The sequence below is a fragment of the Massilia sp. GCM10023247 genome, from assembly GCF_042653325.1.
GTDB lineage: Bacteria > Pseudomonadota > Gammaproteobacteria > Burkholderiales > Burkholderiaceae_D > Telluria.
The window spans coordinates 13,825-31,189 of record NZ_JBHSIB010000005.1; the positions used below are offsets into that span (position 1 = coordinate 13,825).

A 17,365-nucleotide genomic window follows, 5' to 3' on the forward strand; every position below is an offset into this window, starting at 1 on the left:
CGCGTCCAATTCCGCAGCCTATTCAATTAGACCATCCTAAAAGTTTCTCGACTGGCAGAGTCAAATCATGCGTATGCTCGCCATTCGACTTCACCACGTAGCCGAACTCCTCCGGTCCTTTTGTCGCATAATCGGCATCGCGCTCTTGAGGACTGAGTGGCCGCTCTAGGGCTGACAAACCCAATACGATTGGCGCAACCCAATTCGAACGGATGAATGACGCCACCAAAGGCAACCGGGAACTCAATGCGACATCTGGCGTCCCATCGAAGTTCAACTCATCCCAGCAGGTGAGTAACACTGCCAACCGCGGCGACTTCAGCTGACGTCCCGTGGCCTCGGCCACAAACTTCAGCATCTGCAAGAGTTCGATTAAACGTGCTTGGTCAGAAATCTGAACTTCTTTGTGTTCATTGGATTCGCTACGATTACTGTGGAGTGGGCGCGAGAAGATATCGTCACCTACTCGCGTCTTTTGCAACCGTATGAGTAGCATCCATGCCTGGGTTCCACGGATTCGTTCCTGCCAGGCATTGGGAATGCGACGCGTCGTGATCATTGTCTTGACTTGCTCTCCGCCATAGTCCGGCCAGACGAGCTGTGCTTGCTTTCCTTCTTCATCAGCCACCGGCCAGATACTATCGACATATGTCGAATTCGGCGTGTGATCGGCGGCCCTTCCTTCATTGAGCGCTTCTAGTGCCGCCTCAAATGGTTCGAGATTTGTAGCAGCTCCATTCATCCGCAATTGCCCGTCGCCTTTCATTAGGCGTTGGAGCAACTGTGCTCCGTAGTGCGTTTTTCCGGCACCGCTCTCGCCGATTAGTAGGATGGAATTATTGGTCATACTCAATTTGACCTCTCGCCGAACATGAAAAGTGGGTCTTCGCGCCCACCGGCAGCTGGAGGTAAATCAACTGCTGCGCGGCGCGCCGCTAGTATCCACTTCAAGAGCTCAATTAAGCCCAAGCCATTGTTAGAGTCGCCTGATTCATTTGCGACAACACTCACCGAAAACTCAACCGCATCGGGCATGAGCCCAATCACTGAATCTCGTATAGCAGTTTCGATCTCTTGCGAGATGATGACATCTGACTTGGTCCAGACAAGCGCCACTGGCTGCTTCCTGCGTTCGTTAGCGATCCGCCGTGCGAGTAGCTTAAGCCCGTTTCTTGTCGTCCCCATGCGTTCACCAGCCAACGCCTCTCGGTCAGCAACAATTAAGATCACGTCAGCCCGATTTGCTACCCAACGGGCGCCGATCCCTTCAGAGGAGTCGCCATTGACCGCCCATTTCTGGAACCACTCACCAGGAGCGTCGGTAAACAAGTAGTCTTTTGATTTGCTGTCGTTGGCATCCCAGAATGATATGTGAAGCATTCCTGGTGCGCGACCGCCGCGGCTTGACGTATGCGGTGGGAAACCTGCAGGCTGACCAGGCTCCCAGCGCATTGAGCCAGAAACAGCTTCCCAGCCTGCAAAGGAATAAGATCCAGCAAAAGTACGATTGGCTATGTCGACGGCGCCACGCCCTAAAAGCAAATACCAAGCTCCCAGTATCGTTGTTTTACCTGCATTCTGCGATCCTGCGATACCCACGATGAACGGCCGACGCGCTCCGGAAACGAACCCCAGATCTGCGATCCCTAATGCGCTGCCGGACCAGGGTAGCATCATTTCATCTGTTTTTTCAGGCGGGGTAGGCGCAGCCGGAATTTGACTCCCCCAAGTAGGGCATTGCGAGATGTCCGTGTGGCCAAGGTCGCAACCAGTATCTGGTACAAAACAAGTCTCTCGATTACATTCGCGCATAGAGCTTAAGCCTTTTTCAGGCGGCGAGCAGGCTTCTCCGCAGCGGTAATTTGAGCAGCCATTTCCACCGAGGCGCGTGTCGCTTGCAGCTCGCGGAAAATCCATTTTGCCCACTCTGGCAGCGTCAGCTGAGCGTCCCGCGGTATGCCTGTCAATCTCCGGAATTCGTCGCTCTCGCTCAGCGCTTGAATTTCGGGATAAGCGATCAACGCAAGAACGGGGCCTCTACCGCCTGGAGATTCGATCGCCTCTCGACATTTCGTGCGTAGAGAACCTAGGCTCACATAGGTCTGCGCATCTTTAATCAAATCACTAATTGCAAATTTCTTACTCGAATCGTTCAGAGGCAAGCTTACTACTGCCTCGAAGAGAAATGCGGAAACGCTCGCTGGCGAGAACGTAGGTACCTGCTTATGCAGATCGAATGCCATCTGGGCTGCGGCAACTGCGGGAGGCAACTCGCGGTAGCTTTGCCGCGCACTTTGAGAGAATAGTGCTTCCTTCCACCAGATAAGGCCTGTGCGACGCTGCAGCCCTGCAGTGGCGCCGCTCACGGCACGAAGTGTGGCGTCGACGTGATCAGTCACACCCTGAACGATAGATTTAAAGGGTGCATCCACATCGACTTGTTCGACAGAAATCTTACTAAGGACCGCATCAATTACGTCTGCGACAGCGTCCGACATTCGGTCACCGAATTCTGACGTCCATTGCGGCGGACTACCGGGAGTATGTGGATTCCCGCCGGTCGCGACGGCTCCCTGCTGCGGGTCCTGGTAGTGAGGACCAACGGCCGCCATGAACGATTTCTTCATAAAAGCGCGTCCAGCAGGGGCGAATTTGACTTTCGGCGCGGCAAACTCCGGCAGCTCGAAAACCAGCTGAGGCACCGTGATAGAAGACGGTGTAGCCCATTCCGCCTCAGCCCTGGCTTCAACCAAGGATTCCATTTCTGCGACCAGATCAATCCAAATTTCACGTTCGCTTCCCACCTCCATAAAAGACAAGGTGTTTCGCGCAGTGTTTACCAGCACTACGCCTATGCGCTCATCGGTGAAGGATGCCTTTTGCAGGGAGTCCAGCAGCATCGCGCGGACCAGAAGAACCGGTGTCCCGGAAAAGGTATTGGCATACGTTGTCCACTTGCCCCTTAAGACACCCAGTACTTCTTGCACGACTGGATCGTCGGCGGGAGCGTCCTCATCAATTGCAACCAGAGAGTACGCGGCTGCTTTTTTTGGGGATTTCTTTAGTATGCTAGCCAACTCGTCCGCGGTGGCCTGCAATTTCTCCAGCTTTGCATCATCGCCGCCGACATCGATCAAACCATTGCTCAAAAAACGAAGAAGAACGCTCTCAGAATTAGGCACTGCTTACCCCTTTTTGGAAGATTTATGGTTGATTTTTCTGACCGAGGTCAACACTTAACTATATACTAAACAGTGACCGCAACGAAAATTTCGCCATCTACCGGAAAGGTCGTGGTGTACTCAGGCCAATCACTGGGCGGGGAGAGCCAGCCCGTGGTCTGGTGTTGTTTGTAGTTGAAAACAAGTTGCGGGCGCGAGCGGCTCTCAATAATTTGACCGATGAGGCCTTGGTCGGGATGTCTGTGGATCGCACCGTCTGTACTAAAGAGAAAACGGTCGCATTTGATCGCCTTTAAAAGCTCGTTATCGGTATTAGCTTTACTGCCATGATGGGACACCTTCAACACACTAACCTCGACAGGTAGCACCTTAAAGCATTCTGTTAAGGCCTCCGTTACAACCGATGCAAATGCATCGCCGGCCAACAGGGCGCGGCGGCGATCGTACTCAAGCATCAGGGCGATACTGCTACCGTTCGGCACAGAGCCATCAGCTTTAAGTTTTGGCGGATTGAATTTTGAGTATGCCATCAGAGGCCACACATCTTTCCTCCCGAGCTTATCCGCCTCGGCTTCTGCGTCCGGTTCCGGCGGAGGCGCGTCGTTTTTCCATTCCCTACCAAGCGACGCCAGCCTTGTCTCATCGGGAGAAAGCACCCACACAACCATACCGGCGAGATCGATCGGTTCATTTCTATCAGTAGCGCAAATTCGCTCGCCACCAAAGGCCAGATTCCAGGGGTACTTTCCATCGATAAGCCTTGTCAGTTCGTTGCCCTGTACCATTCCGAGCGTGTCTTTAGGCCGCGCATGTTTTTTCCCGTTAAACCAAACGTCGCCAATTTCCAACCAAGCCGGCTTTTCCTTGAGGAGCTCAATGATTCCGTTTATGTGATCTAGGTCGTAGTGCGTAACAACCAATGCTTCAAGCCGGAGTTTTCCGTTCCTGCAAGCTTTGCCGAGCACGGTCAGCAAGTTGTTCTTCGTATCTGTAGTTCCCCCATCTACCAATATATGTAGCGGCGCTGAGGCGTCGCCGTAGCTGATGAACAGTGCATCTCCATGACCTGCTTGTATTGCTTTTATTTCGAACATGCGTCAAGCCTTCTTAATTAGGAAGATGGACTAGATTGGTCTGCCCGCCAAGAGCGTAGTCGGCGTCGCCAAAGGCGATCACAACAAGCCCCGTTGCGAGGTCGTATGAAAGCAAATCACGACGCATACGACAGACGATTTCTCCAATCGACGTTGGCGTAGCCGCTAAAGCAGCAGCCTGTAAATCTTTCGCTAGCTTCAGCGTCACAATGTTTGCATATCGTCCAAGAATTTCGGTAAGCGCAGCAATCACGGAGATTGCCCCCTTTTCCTTAAGAATGGACGGCAGGCCGATGAACGCAAGAGGCCCTAATCCCGATGTGCATCCCAATGCAATAACTACCGGACTGCCTTGGCCGATGTGCAGCGATTTTATCGCACCGAAATACAATCCATTTTGATCTCCGATGAAGAGCTTTCCACCCTCAATGTGAGGGACTAGAACGAGGAGATTTGGCTCGGATTTGATTGCAGCGACCCAATCGGGCCACGCAGTTATGACCGAGCTGCCGAGTGCCTCCGCAATTTGTTCGGTTCGAACGGGAACAACTCCGAGAGCAACATCTGACTCATTAAAATCATTGGCGCTATCACTAGCTCCAAAGACTGCATTGTTGAGGTTGTTGATTTTTTTACGTCCAGTAAGAGCGTCTGGCAATTTCATCCAAGGGTAGACGGGCATATCCTCTGTCCAAGTCTGACGCTCAATAAGCGCCGACACACCCACAAAATTCATAGGACAGAGGTGTTGTGCCGTATCCCTAATTGCGCAAGGTGATTTTGCAACGCCGTTCGAGAGACAAGATTTTCTTTCTGGGCATAATCCGGCTGAATCGTCATCAGGCATTTCACCGTCGAAGAGATACTCCAAAGGGAAATATGCATCAGCTTGAGTTGTCAGCTGAATTCGATCCAACTTGTCTGGCCAACCAGGTGTCGACGCTTTCAACCCATCAAACAACATTTTTCCCAAATTAGCAAGTTCGAAGTAGGTAGTGACGTGATCACCTTTAGTGCGCGTAACCGCTTTCGTAATAGTCTCTAAGAGCGCATCACGCGCCTGTCCTAGTGCATTTGATTGCAAGACTTTGATGGTGACCCCCTCTTCAGTGAGCACCGTCGCACTAGATTTATTTCCTAAGCTATCATTGACGAGCAGGGCAAGATCAAAGCCTTTTTTTTCGTGCTGTAACGTATCGTTCGCGCTCTCTATCGCAAATGTAAAATCTTCCCCGGCGTCCCCTTTTAGCCTGGCGGTTTGTACAATCCGAACGCCATCTGCCACAACGAAACGCAGGTCAATTTTCGTATTTTTCTTAACAAAATATTCGAAATTGGCAGAGGTGGAGACACCCGTTTTAGGCAATCTGATTTGCCCGGCTACCGAAGGAGAGTCCAGCTCCAACATATGGACGTTGAGAACTTTTGAATCTGATTCCCAAGTAATTAGATGCTCCGGGAATGCCGTGTGATCACTCCCCATAAGGGAGCTGTACACGATGCTAATGCTTATGTGAACAGGCCCGTCTGCGGGAAGTCTCTTAGTGGGGCGACCTGCCGCACGAACTGTTGCATCGATAACTCTCGACGTCGGCGCTGGCAATTTTTTCGGAAGCTCAACAAGCTCTTTAAGAACATAGGGTGCGTGACTTCTTCCGCCATAAGCACGCCTTGCGATAGGGTTAGCCTCACGCTCCTTGTCGAAAAGGTCAACGGTTTGGCGAATAAATGCATGGTTTGAGGCGAGGATTTCGGCCTCTACAATCAGGGAGAGGGGCGGCCGAACGGCCACGGCATCGTCAATAGATTCGAATTGCCACCGCTTACCAAACTCTTCAATCCAAGGGACCAGTCCGGTCTCGGGACCACCAAAGCGGATCGCGGAGCGTGTTCCGTTGAAACGAAGCTGATCCAAAATTTCCAGGGCGCTACCAGCACTATATTCAACAATAATTGCAACATCGGCTGCTATCTTTCTTGTCTGATAGTCTTTCACCGAACCGATATATATATCAGCCCGGTATGCGTCATCCTCCCATCGCGCTTTTGGCAGTACGACTGCCAGTGCTGCACCGGCTATTCTCATTTCGGCGGGCCCACTTATAATTAAGTGTGGAATTTCCCATGGTGAGTTAACCTTGCGAGTCGGCCGCCGGACTACCGGCCAATCGAGAAAGATGTGGCTGTTATCAATAGCCTGAGATAAGTCAACCCGTACCTCTTCTAGTAGGCTGGTGGCTCCCCACGTCCATACATCCCTCGAAATTTTTAGGCGGAGCCACGGATTCTCGTATAACGCTTTTTTGAACGCGTCAGCGATTTTTAGTGCTTTGTCGGTGTCCAGCCAATGGTGCGAGGTCAGCAGTCTGGAGTCCGCGCCCCAAGTAACGATACCGGATTTTGCCAGCCGCGCCACATGGTCTTCAATCTCGTCTGGGAAATACCACCACGTCCAATTTTCGGCACGCATGAGAACACCCAGTCCAGCCCTAGCGAACGGACCAAGATAGGCGTCTTCCTTGCCCAACCAAGCAATATCATCAAACATCGCTAGCCTTTAATTTCCTTACGATAATTGTCTGAGCATATCAATAGACGTCGCCAAAATCTAGCAATGCGATCATTGCTTACTGACAGATGGGTCAGCAGCGCGTTCAAACGAATCGAGCTCGGCAATCTGTTGGGTTCGCAGGAATATACGCGTACGCAGCTAACGACAGAGGATGGACACCAATGACCGATGCGATTTCGTTAACTTTTGTGATCGTGGGAGCTTTCATCCCGCGCTCTAAGCTGCTGAGATATGTTCGACCTACAAAAATATCGAGGGCGATCTCATCCTGCGTGGAATTTGTTGCGACATGGCAACGAAACGATGCCAATTGCGCTAGACTTTTGGTAATGCGGCACCGGATTGCACGCTTAGCGAAGTGGATAACTGCCGAAATCGCTTTTTGAAAGTCCAGGGTTTAGATTTGCCAGACCGGCGGTGTAGAGTGTAATTGTCCGCTCTTGGCCGAAAGCGGCCTCTTGGTCTAAGCTTACGCGAACATTGCCTTGAAGCAAATAGGTTCAGTTTGGTAACGCGCTGGCCTCGTCGTGCTCGGAGGTGCCGCGCCCAGCTGCCGACGACTTCGATGCATTGCAGACCTAGGCGATTTAGCTGCTGCGCCAGTACGCCGAGTGCGCGACACGCCATACCAAGAAGGTTCAGGCCTGGCTGAGCTAGAGATTCATGCTTGTTGCATAAATGAAATCCCGCTCTTGATTTTGGCTTGCTTATTCTCCATCTTCTGTTCTACGCGAGAATCCTCTCGCGCCTCAAATCTAGGGAGAATGACAATGGCACTCAAGCCAGGACCAAAGCCGATTGCAAAATCAACAGGGCTGCCGGATCAGCGTCGCCGTGATAACAAAACCACTCCAGGAAATAATCCGGCCCTCAAACCGAGCAAATCTAGCAATCCCCCAAAAAGTAAATGATAGGGGCGCCAACTGCCGTGCTAACCCGGCAGTTGGCGCGTCGATAACAACAGCGACTTCGACGCCTGGCAGGCCTGGGCTATCGACCTGCTGCGCCAGTATGCGGAGTGCGCGGCGCGCCACGCGAAGACAGTTCAGGCGTGGCCGAAGTGAAGCACTATTGTCTTCGTCGCCTTTAGCACACGACGAAGGACCGCGTTCGACCCAAAGCGGACTTAGCACTTACGAATATTCGACGAGTGCTGCCAGCGTAGGCAGCTCATTAGACATATCGTCCAAGCACTTTTTCATGATGCCCGCATCTCGTGGGAAGCGCTCCACAATCTGTCCCCAACCGATCAATTGAAGATGCTCGGGCATCTCAACAAGCGCGGTAATCGCGTCTCAAAAAGCATCCCAGTTCTTCCCATACCAGCCGGCAAAGTCCAGAGCTTGGTATAAGATTTCATGCAAATGATCGATACTTGCAATCTAAGACATGTCTACGGCAACAAACGGCTTTCTCATCGCTCCCTCATCAATGACGAACGTCCGCTTTTCGCCCGATAGCCGACGGTCAGAATGGCTCAGTATACGGCGTTGTTGCTCTCAGGACAAGCAATGCGGTAGTCGCCTAGGCGACCACTGCCGTTGTGGCAAACTTTTTTATTTTGTGGCTAACTTTTTTATTTTGTGGCGCACTTTTTTATCGCGCCACAGCAGCGTATGTCGACCTCTCCCCTTACTCCACCGTCACCGACTTCGCCAGGTTCCGCGGCTTGTCGACGTCGGTACCGCGCGCCAGCGCCGTGTGGTACGCCAGCAGCTGCAGCGCGCACACGTGCAGGATCGGGGACAATTCTCCGTAGTGTTCCGGCAGGCGGATCACGTGCAGGCCGTCGCCGGAGGTGATGCGCGAGTCGACGTCGGCGAACACGTACAGCTGGCCGCCACGGGCGCGCACTTCCTGCATGTTCGATTTCAGCTTTTCCAGCAGGGCATCGTTCGGGGCGATGGTGACGACCGGCATTTCTTCGGTCACCAGCGCCAGCGGGCCGTGTTTCAGTTCGCCTGCAGGATAGGCTTCGGCGTGGATGTACGAGATTTCCTTGAGCTTGAGCGCGCCTTCCAGGGCGATCGGATAGTGCAGGCCGCGGCCCAGGAACAGGGCGTTTTCTTTTCGCGCGAATTCTTCGGCCCAGGCGATGATCTGCGGTTCCAGCGCCAGCACGGCCGAGATCGCGACCGGCAGGTGGCGCATCTGTTTCAGGTGCTCGGCTTCTTCCTCGTCGCTCAGGCGGCCGTTGACTTGCGCCAGGGTGAGGGTCAGCAGGAACAGGGCGGCCAGCTGGGTCGTGAACGCCTTGGTCGAGGCGACGCCGACTTCGACGCCGGCGCGGGTGATGTAGGCCAGTTCGCATTCGCGCACCATGGCGCTGGTCGAGACGTTGCAGATGGTCAGCGTGTACGGCATGCCGAGGCTGCGCGCGTGTTTCAGCGCGGCCAGGGTGTCGGCCGTTTCGCCCGACTGCGAGATGGTCACGACCAGGGTTTTCGGATGCGGTACGCTGTCGCGATAACGGTATTCGCTGGCGATCTCGACATTGACCGGGACCTTGGCGATGCACTCGATCCAGTATTTGGCGGTGAGGCCGGCATAGTAACTGGTGCCGCAGGCCAGGATCAGGACGCGGTCGATGTCCTTGAAGATTTTATAGGCGTTGTCGCCGAACAGTTCCGGCATGATCCCGGTGACGCCCTCGAGGGTGTCGCCGATGACGCGCGGCTGCTCGAAAATTTCCTTCTGCATGTAGTGGCGGTACGGGCCCAGCTCGGCCGCGCCGGTGTGGGCGTGCACGGTTTTGACTTCGCGCTCGACCGGTTTACCCTCGCTGTCGACGATCCAGTAGCGCGACAGTTGCAGGTCGACGACGTCGCCTTCTTCCAGGTAGATGATCCGGTTCGTGGTGCCGGCCAGTGCCATCGCGTCCGAGGCGACGAAGTTTTCGCCTTCTCCCACGCCCAGGATCAGCGGCGAGCCCTGGCGCGCAGCGACAACGCGGTGCGGTTCTTCGCGCGAGAAGACAGCGATCGCATACGCGCCGTGCAGGCGTTTTACTGCTTGCTGGACGGTCTCGAACAGGTCGCCGTTGTACATGTGGTCGACCAGGTGGGCGATGACTTCGGTGTCGGTCTGGCTCTGGAAGACGTAGCCGAGTTCCGTCAATTCGCGGCGCAGCTCGTCGTGGTTTTCGATGATGCCGTTGTGGACCAGCGCGATGCGGGCGTTTTCTTCGGTCGGCGAGAAGTGCGGGTGGGCGTTGTGCGAGGCCGGGGCGCCGTGGGTGGCCCAGCGGGTGTGGGCGATGCCCGTAAAACCCTGCAGGCCGGTACCGGCGATCTGGGTTTCCAGGTCGGCCACGCGGGAAGTGCTGCGCGAACGGGCCAGGCGGCCTTCGACGTGCAGCGCGACGCCGCAGGAGTCGTAGCCCCGGTATTCGAGGCGCTTCAGGCCCTCGATCAGGATGGGAGTGATATTACGCTGAGCGACTGCACCGACGATACCGCACATGGAAAACCTCTTAGTAAATAATTAGCAATAAAACATATCGTATGGCAAGGACGATGAAATATGCTTTCAGAGTTCACCTATTTTTGTTATAAAATTTCATAAAGACGGTACGTTGAAATTTTATTTCATTTATTGGAAAATTCTTTTACTGGATTTCATGAGCACATCCCTGGATGAACTTGATCGTCGCATCCTGAACACACTTCAGGCTGATGCATCGCATACCAATGCCGAGCTTGCCGAGCTGGTACACGTGTCGCCGCCGACTTGTCTGCGCCGCGTCAAACAGCTGACCGAAAGCGGCGTTATCGAACGGCAAGTCGCGATCGTGGCGCCGGAGAAGGTGGGCGCCAGGCTGACCGCCATCGTCGAGATCACGCTCGACGTGCAGGCCGCCGAACGGATGGAAGCGTTCGAAAAACTGGCGGCGCAGGAAGACGCGGTGCTGCAGTGCTACCGCGTCGCGCCCGGCCCGGACTTCGTGCTGGTGGTGCAGGTGGCCCACATGCCGGCCTACCACGCGCTGGCGCACCGCCTGTTTGCCACCCACGCCAACGTGCGCAACGTGAAAGCCTATTTTTCGACCTTCAGGAGCAAATTCGACACCCGCATCGCCGTCTGACGCAGGACAGGCCGCCGCGCGTGCCTGTGGACAAGTTTGTGGATGAGCATGTGGAATCACGCGGGGTAAGCCATGGATAAGCCAGTGGATACCCCTGTGATCTTCCTGTCGATAGGCCTGGGGACAGGCGGTGGATTACTTCTTCGTTTTGACTGGACGGGTCCAGTTCTCGATCGTAATTTGCTTCGCACGCGAAATGGTCAGCTTGCCGGCCGGCGCGTCCTTGGTCAACGTGGTGCCGGCGCCGAGCGTGGCTCCTTTACCCACCGTGACCGGCGCCACCAGCTGGCTGTCGCTGCCGATGAAGGCGTCGTCCTCGATCACGGTCCGGAACTTGTTGGCGCCGTCGTAATTGCAGGTGATGGTGCCGGCGCCGATGTTGACGCGCGAGCCGACCGTGGAGTCGCCGACGTAGGCCAGGTGGTTGGCCTTGCTGTGCGCGGCGACCTGGCTGTTCTTGACCTCGACGAAGTTGCCGATGTGGACATCCTGGCCCAGTTCGGTGCCCGGGCGCAGGCGCGCATAGGGGCCGATCTGCGACTGCTCGCCGACCGCCGCCTCCTCGATATGGGTGAACGGCTTGATGGTGGCGCCGGCGCCGACCCTGGCGTCGACCAGCACGCAATGGGCGCCGATGTGGACGCCGTCGGCCAGTTCGACCCGGCCTTCGAACACGCAGCCGACGTCGATCACGACATCGCGTCCGCAAACGAGCTCGCCGCGCACGTCGATGCGTGCCGGATCCATCAGGGTGACGCCCTTTTCCAGCAAGGCGTGCGCGATGTTGAGCTGGTGGCGGCGCTCGAGCTCGGCCAGCTGCACCTTGCTGTTGACGCCGGCCACTTCCCACTCGGCCGACGGGGAGGCCGAGGTCACCGGCACGCCTTCGCTCACGGCCTGGGCCACGATATCGGTCAGGTAATATTCGCCCTGCGCATTGTTGTTCGACAGGGCCGACAGCCAGCGTTTCAGATGGCGGGTCGGGATGACCATGATGCCGCTGTTGATTTCGCGGATCGCGCGCTCGGCCTCGTTCGCATCTTTTTCCTCGACGATGCGCACGATGCGCCCGTCTTCACGTACGATGCGGCCCAGCCCGAACGGATTGGCCTGCTCGACGGTCAGGATGGCGAGTTTGTCGTCGCCGGCTGCCTCGACCAGGCGGCGCAGCGAGTCCTCGGTGGTCAGCGGCACGTCGCCGTACAGCACCAGGGTCGGCACGTTTTCGTCGAGCTGCGGCACGGCCTGCATCACGGCGTGGCCGGTGCCCAGCTGCGGCTGCTGCAGCGCGGTGTCGATCGGCACTTGCCCGTCCGCGGCCAGGCCGGCGACCATCTCCGGCACGGCTGCGCCTCCGTGACCATAAATCACGCATAATTTGCTCAGCGTCAGGCCCCGAGCCGTATCAATAACGTGCTGCAACAGCGGCTTACCAGCCAGCGGATGCAAGACTTTTGGCAGCGCGGACTGCATCCGCTTCCCCATGCCAGCGGCGAGGATGACAACATTCATAAGCCGTACTCAAAAAGAGTTAATAAGATGGAAAATTTTAGCACGCATCACCCCTTGCTCCAGCGCACGCGTGCGCTGTTCCTGATTGCGCTGGTCGCTTTGATGGCCGCTTGCAGCTCGGTTCGCCTCAGTTACAACAACGGCGACACCCTACTGTACTGGTGGCTGGACGCTTATGTCGACTTTGAGGGGGAGCAGGCCGATGGCGTCAAACGCGACATCCGCGAATTGTTCCAATGGCACCGCAAAACCCAGCTGCAGGACTATGCCGCGCTGCTGTCCGGCTTCCAGCGCGAGCTGGCCGACAACCCGACCCAGGCCGACTTGCTGGCCGGCTATCGCCAGATCCGCACCCGGACCGAAACCCTGGCGCTGCACGCGGTGCCGCAGATGGTGGACCTGGCGCGCTCGCTCACGCCCGAGCAGATCCGCCAGATCGAAGAACGTTTTAACAAGAAAAACGAGGAATACCGCCGCAAGTACGTGGCCGGCAGCGTCGAGAAACGGCAAGAGGTGCGCTTCGAGAAATCGATGGACCAGTTCAAACTCTGGTTCGGCCGCTTCAACAAGGAGCAGGAAGCGGTCCTGCGCCGCGCCTCGGATGCGCGTCCGCTCGACAGCCATATCTGGCTCGAAGAACGGATCCTTCGCCAGCGCAAGATCCTGGCACTGGCGCGCAAGGTGCAACAGGAAAAGCCGAGCAAGGAGCAAACCGCGGCCATGATCAACGCACTGCTGCGCGACTTCTTCGCCCGCCCGGAAGCGCCCGAGCGCAAGACCTTCTATGACAACTATGCCAACAGCACCGCTAACTACGTCCTGACGGCGATCCGCGTCGCCACGCCGGCCCAGAAAGCGCATGCCCAGAAACGCATGCAGGGCTGGATCGACGATTTGCACGCGCTGGCCAGGGAAGCAAAATAAGGCCCGGCAACACCCTTCATGCCATCTGCTATAGTGCGCGCCATGCAAAAACGACCCGCTAAAACCCAGGGCCAGCACGGCCGTCCACGCCTGGCGCCGCAACAGGTGCGCATCATCGGCGGCACCTGGAAACGGCGCCTGCTGCCGGTACTCGACGCGCTCGGCCTGCGTCCGACGCCCGACCGCGTGCGCGAAACCGTGTTTAACTGGATCAACCACCAGCTCGGCGGCGACTGGGAGCAAGCCGATTGCCTCGACCTGTTCGCCGGCAGTGGCGCGCTCGGGTTCGAGGCGGCCAGCCGTGGCGCCCGCTCGGTGCTGCTGCTCGATGCGCACGGCCCGGCCGTGCGTCAGCTCGAACTGAACAAGGAGATGCTGCAAGCGGCGAATGTCAGCGTGCTGCGCGGCGACGCATTCGGGGTGGCGCGCGACCTCGCCAGCCGCGGCCAGCGTTACGACCTGATCTTCCTCGACCCGCCGTATGGGCAAGACCTGCTCGCGCAAGCCCTGCCGGCCTGCATCCCGCTGCTGAAAGCGGACGGCATGCTGTTCGTCGAGGCGGAATTCGCCCTGCCCGGGGGCGAGGCGGCGCCGGACTGGCTTGCCCCGTGGGAGCAGGTGCGTGCCGACAAGGCCGGGATGGTGTTCTATCACCTGCTGAAGTTGCGCGAGTGAAATTGCACTGAAACAAGGCATCAACCCGGCAGATCTGCCCAATTTGTGGGCAAATGGAGCCCGATGCTGGGGCAACTGCCGGATTTTCAGGCATAATGCGCCTTTCAATACAGCTGTATCTCCAGGGAGCCGCAATGGTTGTAGCCGTTTATCCAGGTACCTTCGATCCGCTCACCCGCGGCCATGAAGATTTGGTCCGCCGCGCGTCCGGCCTGTTCGACACCCTGGTCGTCGGTGTCGCCGACAGCAAGAACAAAAGGCCGTTCTTCTCGCTCGACGAGCGCCTGGAGATCGCCAACGAGGTGCTGGGCCATTACCCGAACGTGAAGGTCGAGAGTTTTTCCGGCTTGCTGAAAGATTTCGTGCGCCAGCACGACGCCCGGGTGATCGTGCGTGGCCTGCGCGCCGTGTCCGACTTCGAGTACGAATTCCAGATGGCCGGCATGAACCGCTACCTTCTGCCGGACGTCGAGACGCTGTTCCTGACGCCGTCGGATCAATACCAGTTCATTTCCGGCACCATCGTGCGCGAAATCGCGATGTTCGGCGGCGATGTCTCGAAATTCGTTTTCCCTTCGGTGGAACGCTGGCTGCAAAAGAAAATCGCATCGCTGGCGGCGCCGGCCCCCTGATGTCCGCCCTACTGCGCGGTCGAACCGGCATTTTTTAAAAGCAGTCCCATGGCCTTACTGATTACCGACGAATGCATCAATTGCGACGTGTGCGAGCCCGAGTGCCCGAACGACGCGATTTCGATGGGCGCAGAGATCTACGAGATCGACCCGCATAAATGCACCGAGTGCGTCGGCCACTTCGACGAACCGCAATGCCAGGCGCTGTGCCCGGTCGCGTGCATCCCGTTCAACCCGGCCTGGCGCGAAACGCGCGAAGAGCTGCAAGCCAAGTACGAACGCCTCACGGCGGGCAAGAACGCCGGCTGAAACGCGACGATGCCGGCCTGCGCACGCGCGTGGCAGGCGGCCGGCGCGGACGCCATGCTAAGCTGGCTGCATGGTCAGGGAAAACAAAGACTTAGCTCAGCGGTTGCCGGAATCGGTGGCGGAAAACATCGAAACCATCTCCGGCCATTACGCACGTCATGAAGAACAGGTGACGCGCGCCCAGGCCTTCATCGAAAAAATGAGCCTGTTCCTCGGCAGCCCCGGCTATGTCGCCGGCAACGTCGTCCTGATCGCCGGCTGGATCGCCTGGAACCTGCTTGCTCCCGCCTTGTTCGATATCACCGAGTTCGACGAGCCACCGTTCTTCTGGCTGCAGGGATTTATCGGGCTCAACGCCTTCGTCATTTCCACCACCGTGCTGATCCGGCAGAACCGCATGTCGGTGCTGGCCGCCCACAACGCCCACCTCGATTTGCAAGTGAGCCTGCTGGCCGAGGAAAAGACCAGCAAGATCATCGCCATGCTCGAGGAACTGCGGCGCGACATGCCCGGCGTCGCCGACAAGCCCGACCTGGAAGCCGACAAACTGGCGCAACGCACCGATACCCGCAGCGTGCTCGAAGCGATCGAGCAGGAAAACGAACCCGACCACCGCATCTGATTCCCTGTTGCTTTGTGCTCTTGCAGCATCAAAATAGTCAATGGATCTTGATTTACGTCAAGATTTAAATGCTATATTGATATTGCAGTTTTAGCACGACCATACTTATTGGGACGGATCAGTGAACATCAATCATCTGCGTATCGGCCAGCGCATGGCCATCGGTTTCGGTATCGTGATTTCCCTGCTGGTCTTGCTGGCCGGCTTGTCCTACACCCGCCTGGCGAGCCTGGACACGGAGATGGCGACCCTGGTCCACCTGCGCTACGCGAATACCGTCAGCGCCAATGCCATCAAGGACGACGTCAACCAGGCGGGCCGCGGCATGCTGGGCGCGCTGGTGTTGTCCGATCCCGCGCAGATCCGCCAGGAACTCGAACATGCGGGCGCAAGAAGCGCGCGCGCCGGCGCCCAGCTGGCGGCACTGGCGGCCACCCCGGACCCCGAGCGTGCGCGCATGCTGGCCGGCCTGGTGGCGATCCAGAACGCTTTTATTCCAGCCCAGCAGGCGTTCACGGAACGGGTCCTGGACGGCCGCAAGGACGAGGCGATGGGAGTATGGATGGCGTCGCTGCGCCCGCAACAAATTCGGTATCTTGCCCAGCTCGACGCGTATATCGCCTACGAAGACGCGGCCATGACGGCGGCCGGCCAGGCTGCCGCCCAGCTGACCCGCAAGACCCAGCTGCTGGTGCTGGTCCTGGCGGCGGCGGCCGCCGCGATCTCGCTCGGCGTGGCGTATCTGACGACGCACAGCATCGTGCGCCCGCTGCGCCATGTGGTCAAAATCGCGCGCCGTGTCGCCGACGGCGACCTGACCACCGAGATCCGCATCGAAAGCCGCGACGAAATCGGCCAGATGATGCTGGCCCTGCGCCACATGAACGACAGCCTGCAGCGCATCGTGCGCGACGTGCGCGGCAGCACCGAGGCGATGGCGGCGGCGTCGGGCGAGATCGCCAGCGGCAACCTCGACCTGTCCTCGCGCACCGAACTGCAGGCGGCCTCGCTCGGCAACACGGCCGGCTCGATGCGGACCCTCACCGATACCGTCCAGCAAAACGCCGACAATGCGCGCCAGGCCAACGCGCTGGCGGCGCAAGCCTCGGCCGTGGCGGCGCGCGGCGGCAACGTGGTGGCGCAAGTCGTCGACACGATGGGCTCGATCACGCGCTCCTCGCAACGCATCGTCGACATCATCGGCGTCATCGACGGCATCGCTTTCCAGACCAATATCCTGGCCCTGAACGCGGCAGTGGAGGCGGCGCGCGCCGGCGAACAGGGACGCGGTTTCGCCGTCGTCGCCGCCGAGGTGCGCAACCTGGCGCAGCGCTCGGCCGCCGCGGCCAGGGAAATCAAGGGGCTGATCGGCGACTCGAGCGCCAGGGTGCGCGAAGGCAGCCTGCTGGTCGAGCAGGCCGGCGCCACCATGCGCGACGTGGTCGACAGCGTGCGCCGGGTGACCGACATCATGGCCGAGATCAGCGCGGCCAGCCTCGAACAGAGCGCCGGTATTGCCCAGATCAGCCGCAACGTGGTCGACATGGACCTGAGCACCCAGGAAAACGCGGCGCTGGTCGAGGAAGCGGCGGCGGCGGCGGCATCGATGCAGGAACAGGCCGCGCAACTGGCGCGCGCAGTCGGCATTTTCAAGTTGGACATCGCGGCCGTCGGCGCGCCGGCGCGCCTGTCCGCGCCCGCCATGCCGGCACCGTGACCACAGCCGGACCAGGGGCAAAACAAAACGCGGCGCCGGGAA

At 57.9% G+C, this 17,365-nt stretch carries 17 protein-coding genes; 8 read left to right on the forward strand and 9 right to left on the reverse strand.

Going from position 1 to position 17,365, the window contains the following annotated elements:
• Positions 1-22: 22 nt before the first annotated feature.
• The 6 genes from ACFPAH_RS01470 to ACFPAH_RS01495 all read right to left on the reverse strand — a co-directional run bounded on the left by ACFPAH_RS01470 (position 23) and on the right by ACFPAH_RS01495 (position 7,158).
• Positions 23-847 carry a hypothetical protein gene (locus ACFPAH_RS01470; protein ID WP_379739535.1) on the reverse strand — a complete coding sequence of 275 codons (825 nt, stop codon included), beginning with the start codon at positions 845-847 and terminating at the stop codon, positions 23-25.
• A 2-nt stretch (positions 848-849) separates the two neighbouring features.
• Positions 850-1,677: a TRAFAC clade GTPase domain-containing protein gene (locus ACFPAH_RS01475; protein WP_379739538.1), complete on the reverse strand. Its 828-nt coding sequence runs from the start codon at positions 1,675-1,677 to the stop codon at positions 850-852.
• A gap of 140 nt (positions 1,678-1,817) precedes the next feature.
• Positions 1,818-3,182, reverse strand: a complete 1,365-nt coding sequence (locus tag ACFPAH_RS01480; RefSeq protein ID WP_379739541.1) for a GTPase-associated system all-helical protein GASH — start codon at positions 3,180-3,182, stop codon at positions 1,818-1,820.
• Between the two features lie 65 nt (positions 3,183-3,247).
• Entirely contained in the window at positions 3,248-4,276 is a 1,029-nt protein-coding gene (locus ACFPAH_RS01485) for a ComEC/Rec2 family competence protein (RefSeq protein ID WP_379739545.1), read from the reverse strand.
• Positions 4,277-4,289: 13 nt separating this feature from the next.
• Complete coding sequence (locus ACFPAH_RS01490; RefSeq protein WP_379739548.1) at positions 4,290-6,824, reverse strand: hypothetical protein; 2,535 nt, start codon at positions 6,822-6,824, stop codon at positions 4,290-4,292.
• Between the two features lie 106 nt (positions 6,825-6,930).
• A complete protein-coding gene (locus tag ACFPAH_RS01495; RefSeq protein WP_379739551.1) occupies positions 6,931-7,158 on the reverse strand; it encodes a helix-turn-helix domain-containing protein in 228 nt (75 codons plus the stop codon).
• 460 nt (positions 7,159-7,618) lie between these two features.
• On the opposite strand from ACFPAH_RS01495, the gene ACFPAH_RS01500 reads away from it, so the two are divergent.
• Positions 7,619-7,759 (forward strand): hypothetical protein, encoded by a 141-nt coding sequence (locus tag ACFPAH_RS01500; RefSeq protein ID WP_176460876.1) that lies wholly within the window; start codon positions 7,619-7,621, stop codon positions 7,757-7,759.
• A gap of 384 nt (positions 7,760-8,143) precedes the next feature.
• Here ACFPAH_RS01500 and ACFPAH_RS01505 read toward each other — a convergent pair whose 3' ends face one another.
• Together ACFPAH_RS01505 and glmS are read right to left on the reverse strand one after the other, a co-directional pair.
• Complete coding sequence (locus ACFPAH_RS01505) at positions 8,144-8,230, reverse strand: barstar family protein (RefSeq protein ID WP_379740225.1); 87 nt, start codon at positions 8,228-8,230, stop codon at positions 8,144-8,146.
• A 250-nt stretch (positions 8,231-8,480) separates the two neighbouring features.
• On the reverse strand, positions 8,481-10,310 hold the full coding sequence (gene glmS / locus ACFPAH_RS01510; RefSeq protein WP_379739554.1) for a glutamine--fructose-6-phosphate transaminase (isomerizing): 1,830 nt from the start codon (positions 10,308-10,310) through the stop codon (positions 8,481-8,483).
• A 157-nt stretch (positions 10,311-10,467) separates the two neighbouring features.
• On the opposite strand from glmS, the gene ACFPAH_RS01515 reads away from it, so the two are divergent.
• Complete coding sequence (locus ACFPAH_RS01515; RefSeq protein ID WP_379739556.1) at positions 10,468-10,932, forward strand: Lrp/AsnC family transcriptional regulator; 465 nt, start codon at positions 10,468-10,470, stop codon at positions 10,930-10,932.
• A gap of 135 nt (positions 10,933-11,067) precedes the next feature.
• Here the strand turns inward: ACFPAH_RS01515 and glmU are convergent, their stop codons facing one another.
• Positions 11,068-12,444, reverse strand: coding sequence for a bifunctional UDP-N-acetylglucosamine diphosphorylase/glucosamine-1-phosphate N-acetyltransferase GlmU (gene glmU / locus ACFPAH_RS01520; RefSeq protein ID WP_379739559.1), 1,377 nt, complete (start codon positions 12,442-12,444; stop codon positions 11,068-11,070).
• 27 nt (positions 12,445-12,471) lie between these two features.
• Here glmU and ACFPAH_RS01525 point away from each other — a divergent pair, with 27 nt between their 5' ends.
• The 6 genes from ACFPAH_RS01525 (at position 12,472) to ACFPAH_RS01550 (ending at position 17,323) form a co-directional block, all read left to right on the forward strand.
• Positions 12,472-13,368, forward strand: coding sequence for a DUF6279 family lipoprotein (locus ACFPAH_RS01525; protein ID WP_379739562.1), 897 nt, complete (start codon positions 12,472-12,474; stop codon positions 13,366-13,368).
• Positions 13,369-13,410: 42 nt separating this feature from the next.
• The gene (gene rsmD / locus ACFPAH_RS01530; protein WP_379739565.1) at positions 13,411-14,043 is read left to right on the forward strand and encodes a 16S rRNA (guanine(966)-N(2))-methyltransferase RsmD; all 633 of its coding nucleotides are present in this window, start codon (positions 13,411-13,413) and stop codon (positions 14,041-14,043) included.
• Between the two features lie 134 nt (positions 14,044-14,177).
• Positions 14,178-14,675 (forward strand): pantetheine-phosphate adenylyltransferase, encoded by a 498-nt coding sequence (gene coaD, locus ACFPAH_RS01535; RefSeq protein WP_379739568.1) that lies wholly within the window; start codon positions 14,178-14,180, stop codon positions 14,673-14,675.
• 48 nt (positions 14,676-14,723) lie between these two features.
• A complete protein-coding gene (locus ACFPAH_RS01540; protein WP_379739575.1) occupies positions 14,724-14,984 on the forward strand; it encodes a YfhL family 4Fe-4S dicluster ferredoxin in 261 nt (86 codons plus the stop codon).
• Positions 14,985-15,099: 115 nt separating this feature from the next.
• Positions 15,100-15,606 (forward strand): DUF1003 domain-containing protein, encoded by a 507-nt coding sequence (locus ACFPAH_RS01545; protein WP_379739578.1) that lies wholly within the window; start codon positions 15,100-15,102, stop codon positions 15,604-15,606.
• A 121-nt stretch (positions 15,607-15,727) separates the two neighbouring features.
• A complete protein-coding gene (locus ACFPAH_RS01550; protein ID WP_379739581.1) occupies positions 15,728-17,323 on the forward strand; it encodes a methyl-accepting chemotaxis protein in 1,596 nt (531 codons plus the stop codon).
• Positions 17,324-17,365 lie beyond the last annotated feature (42 nt).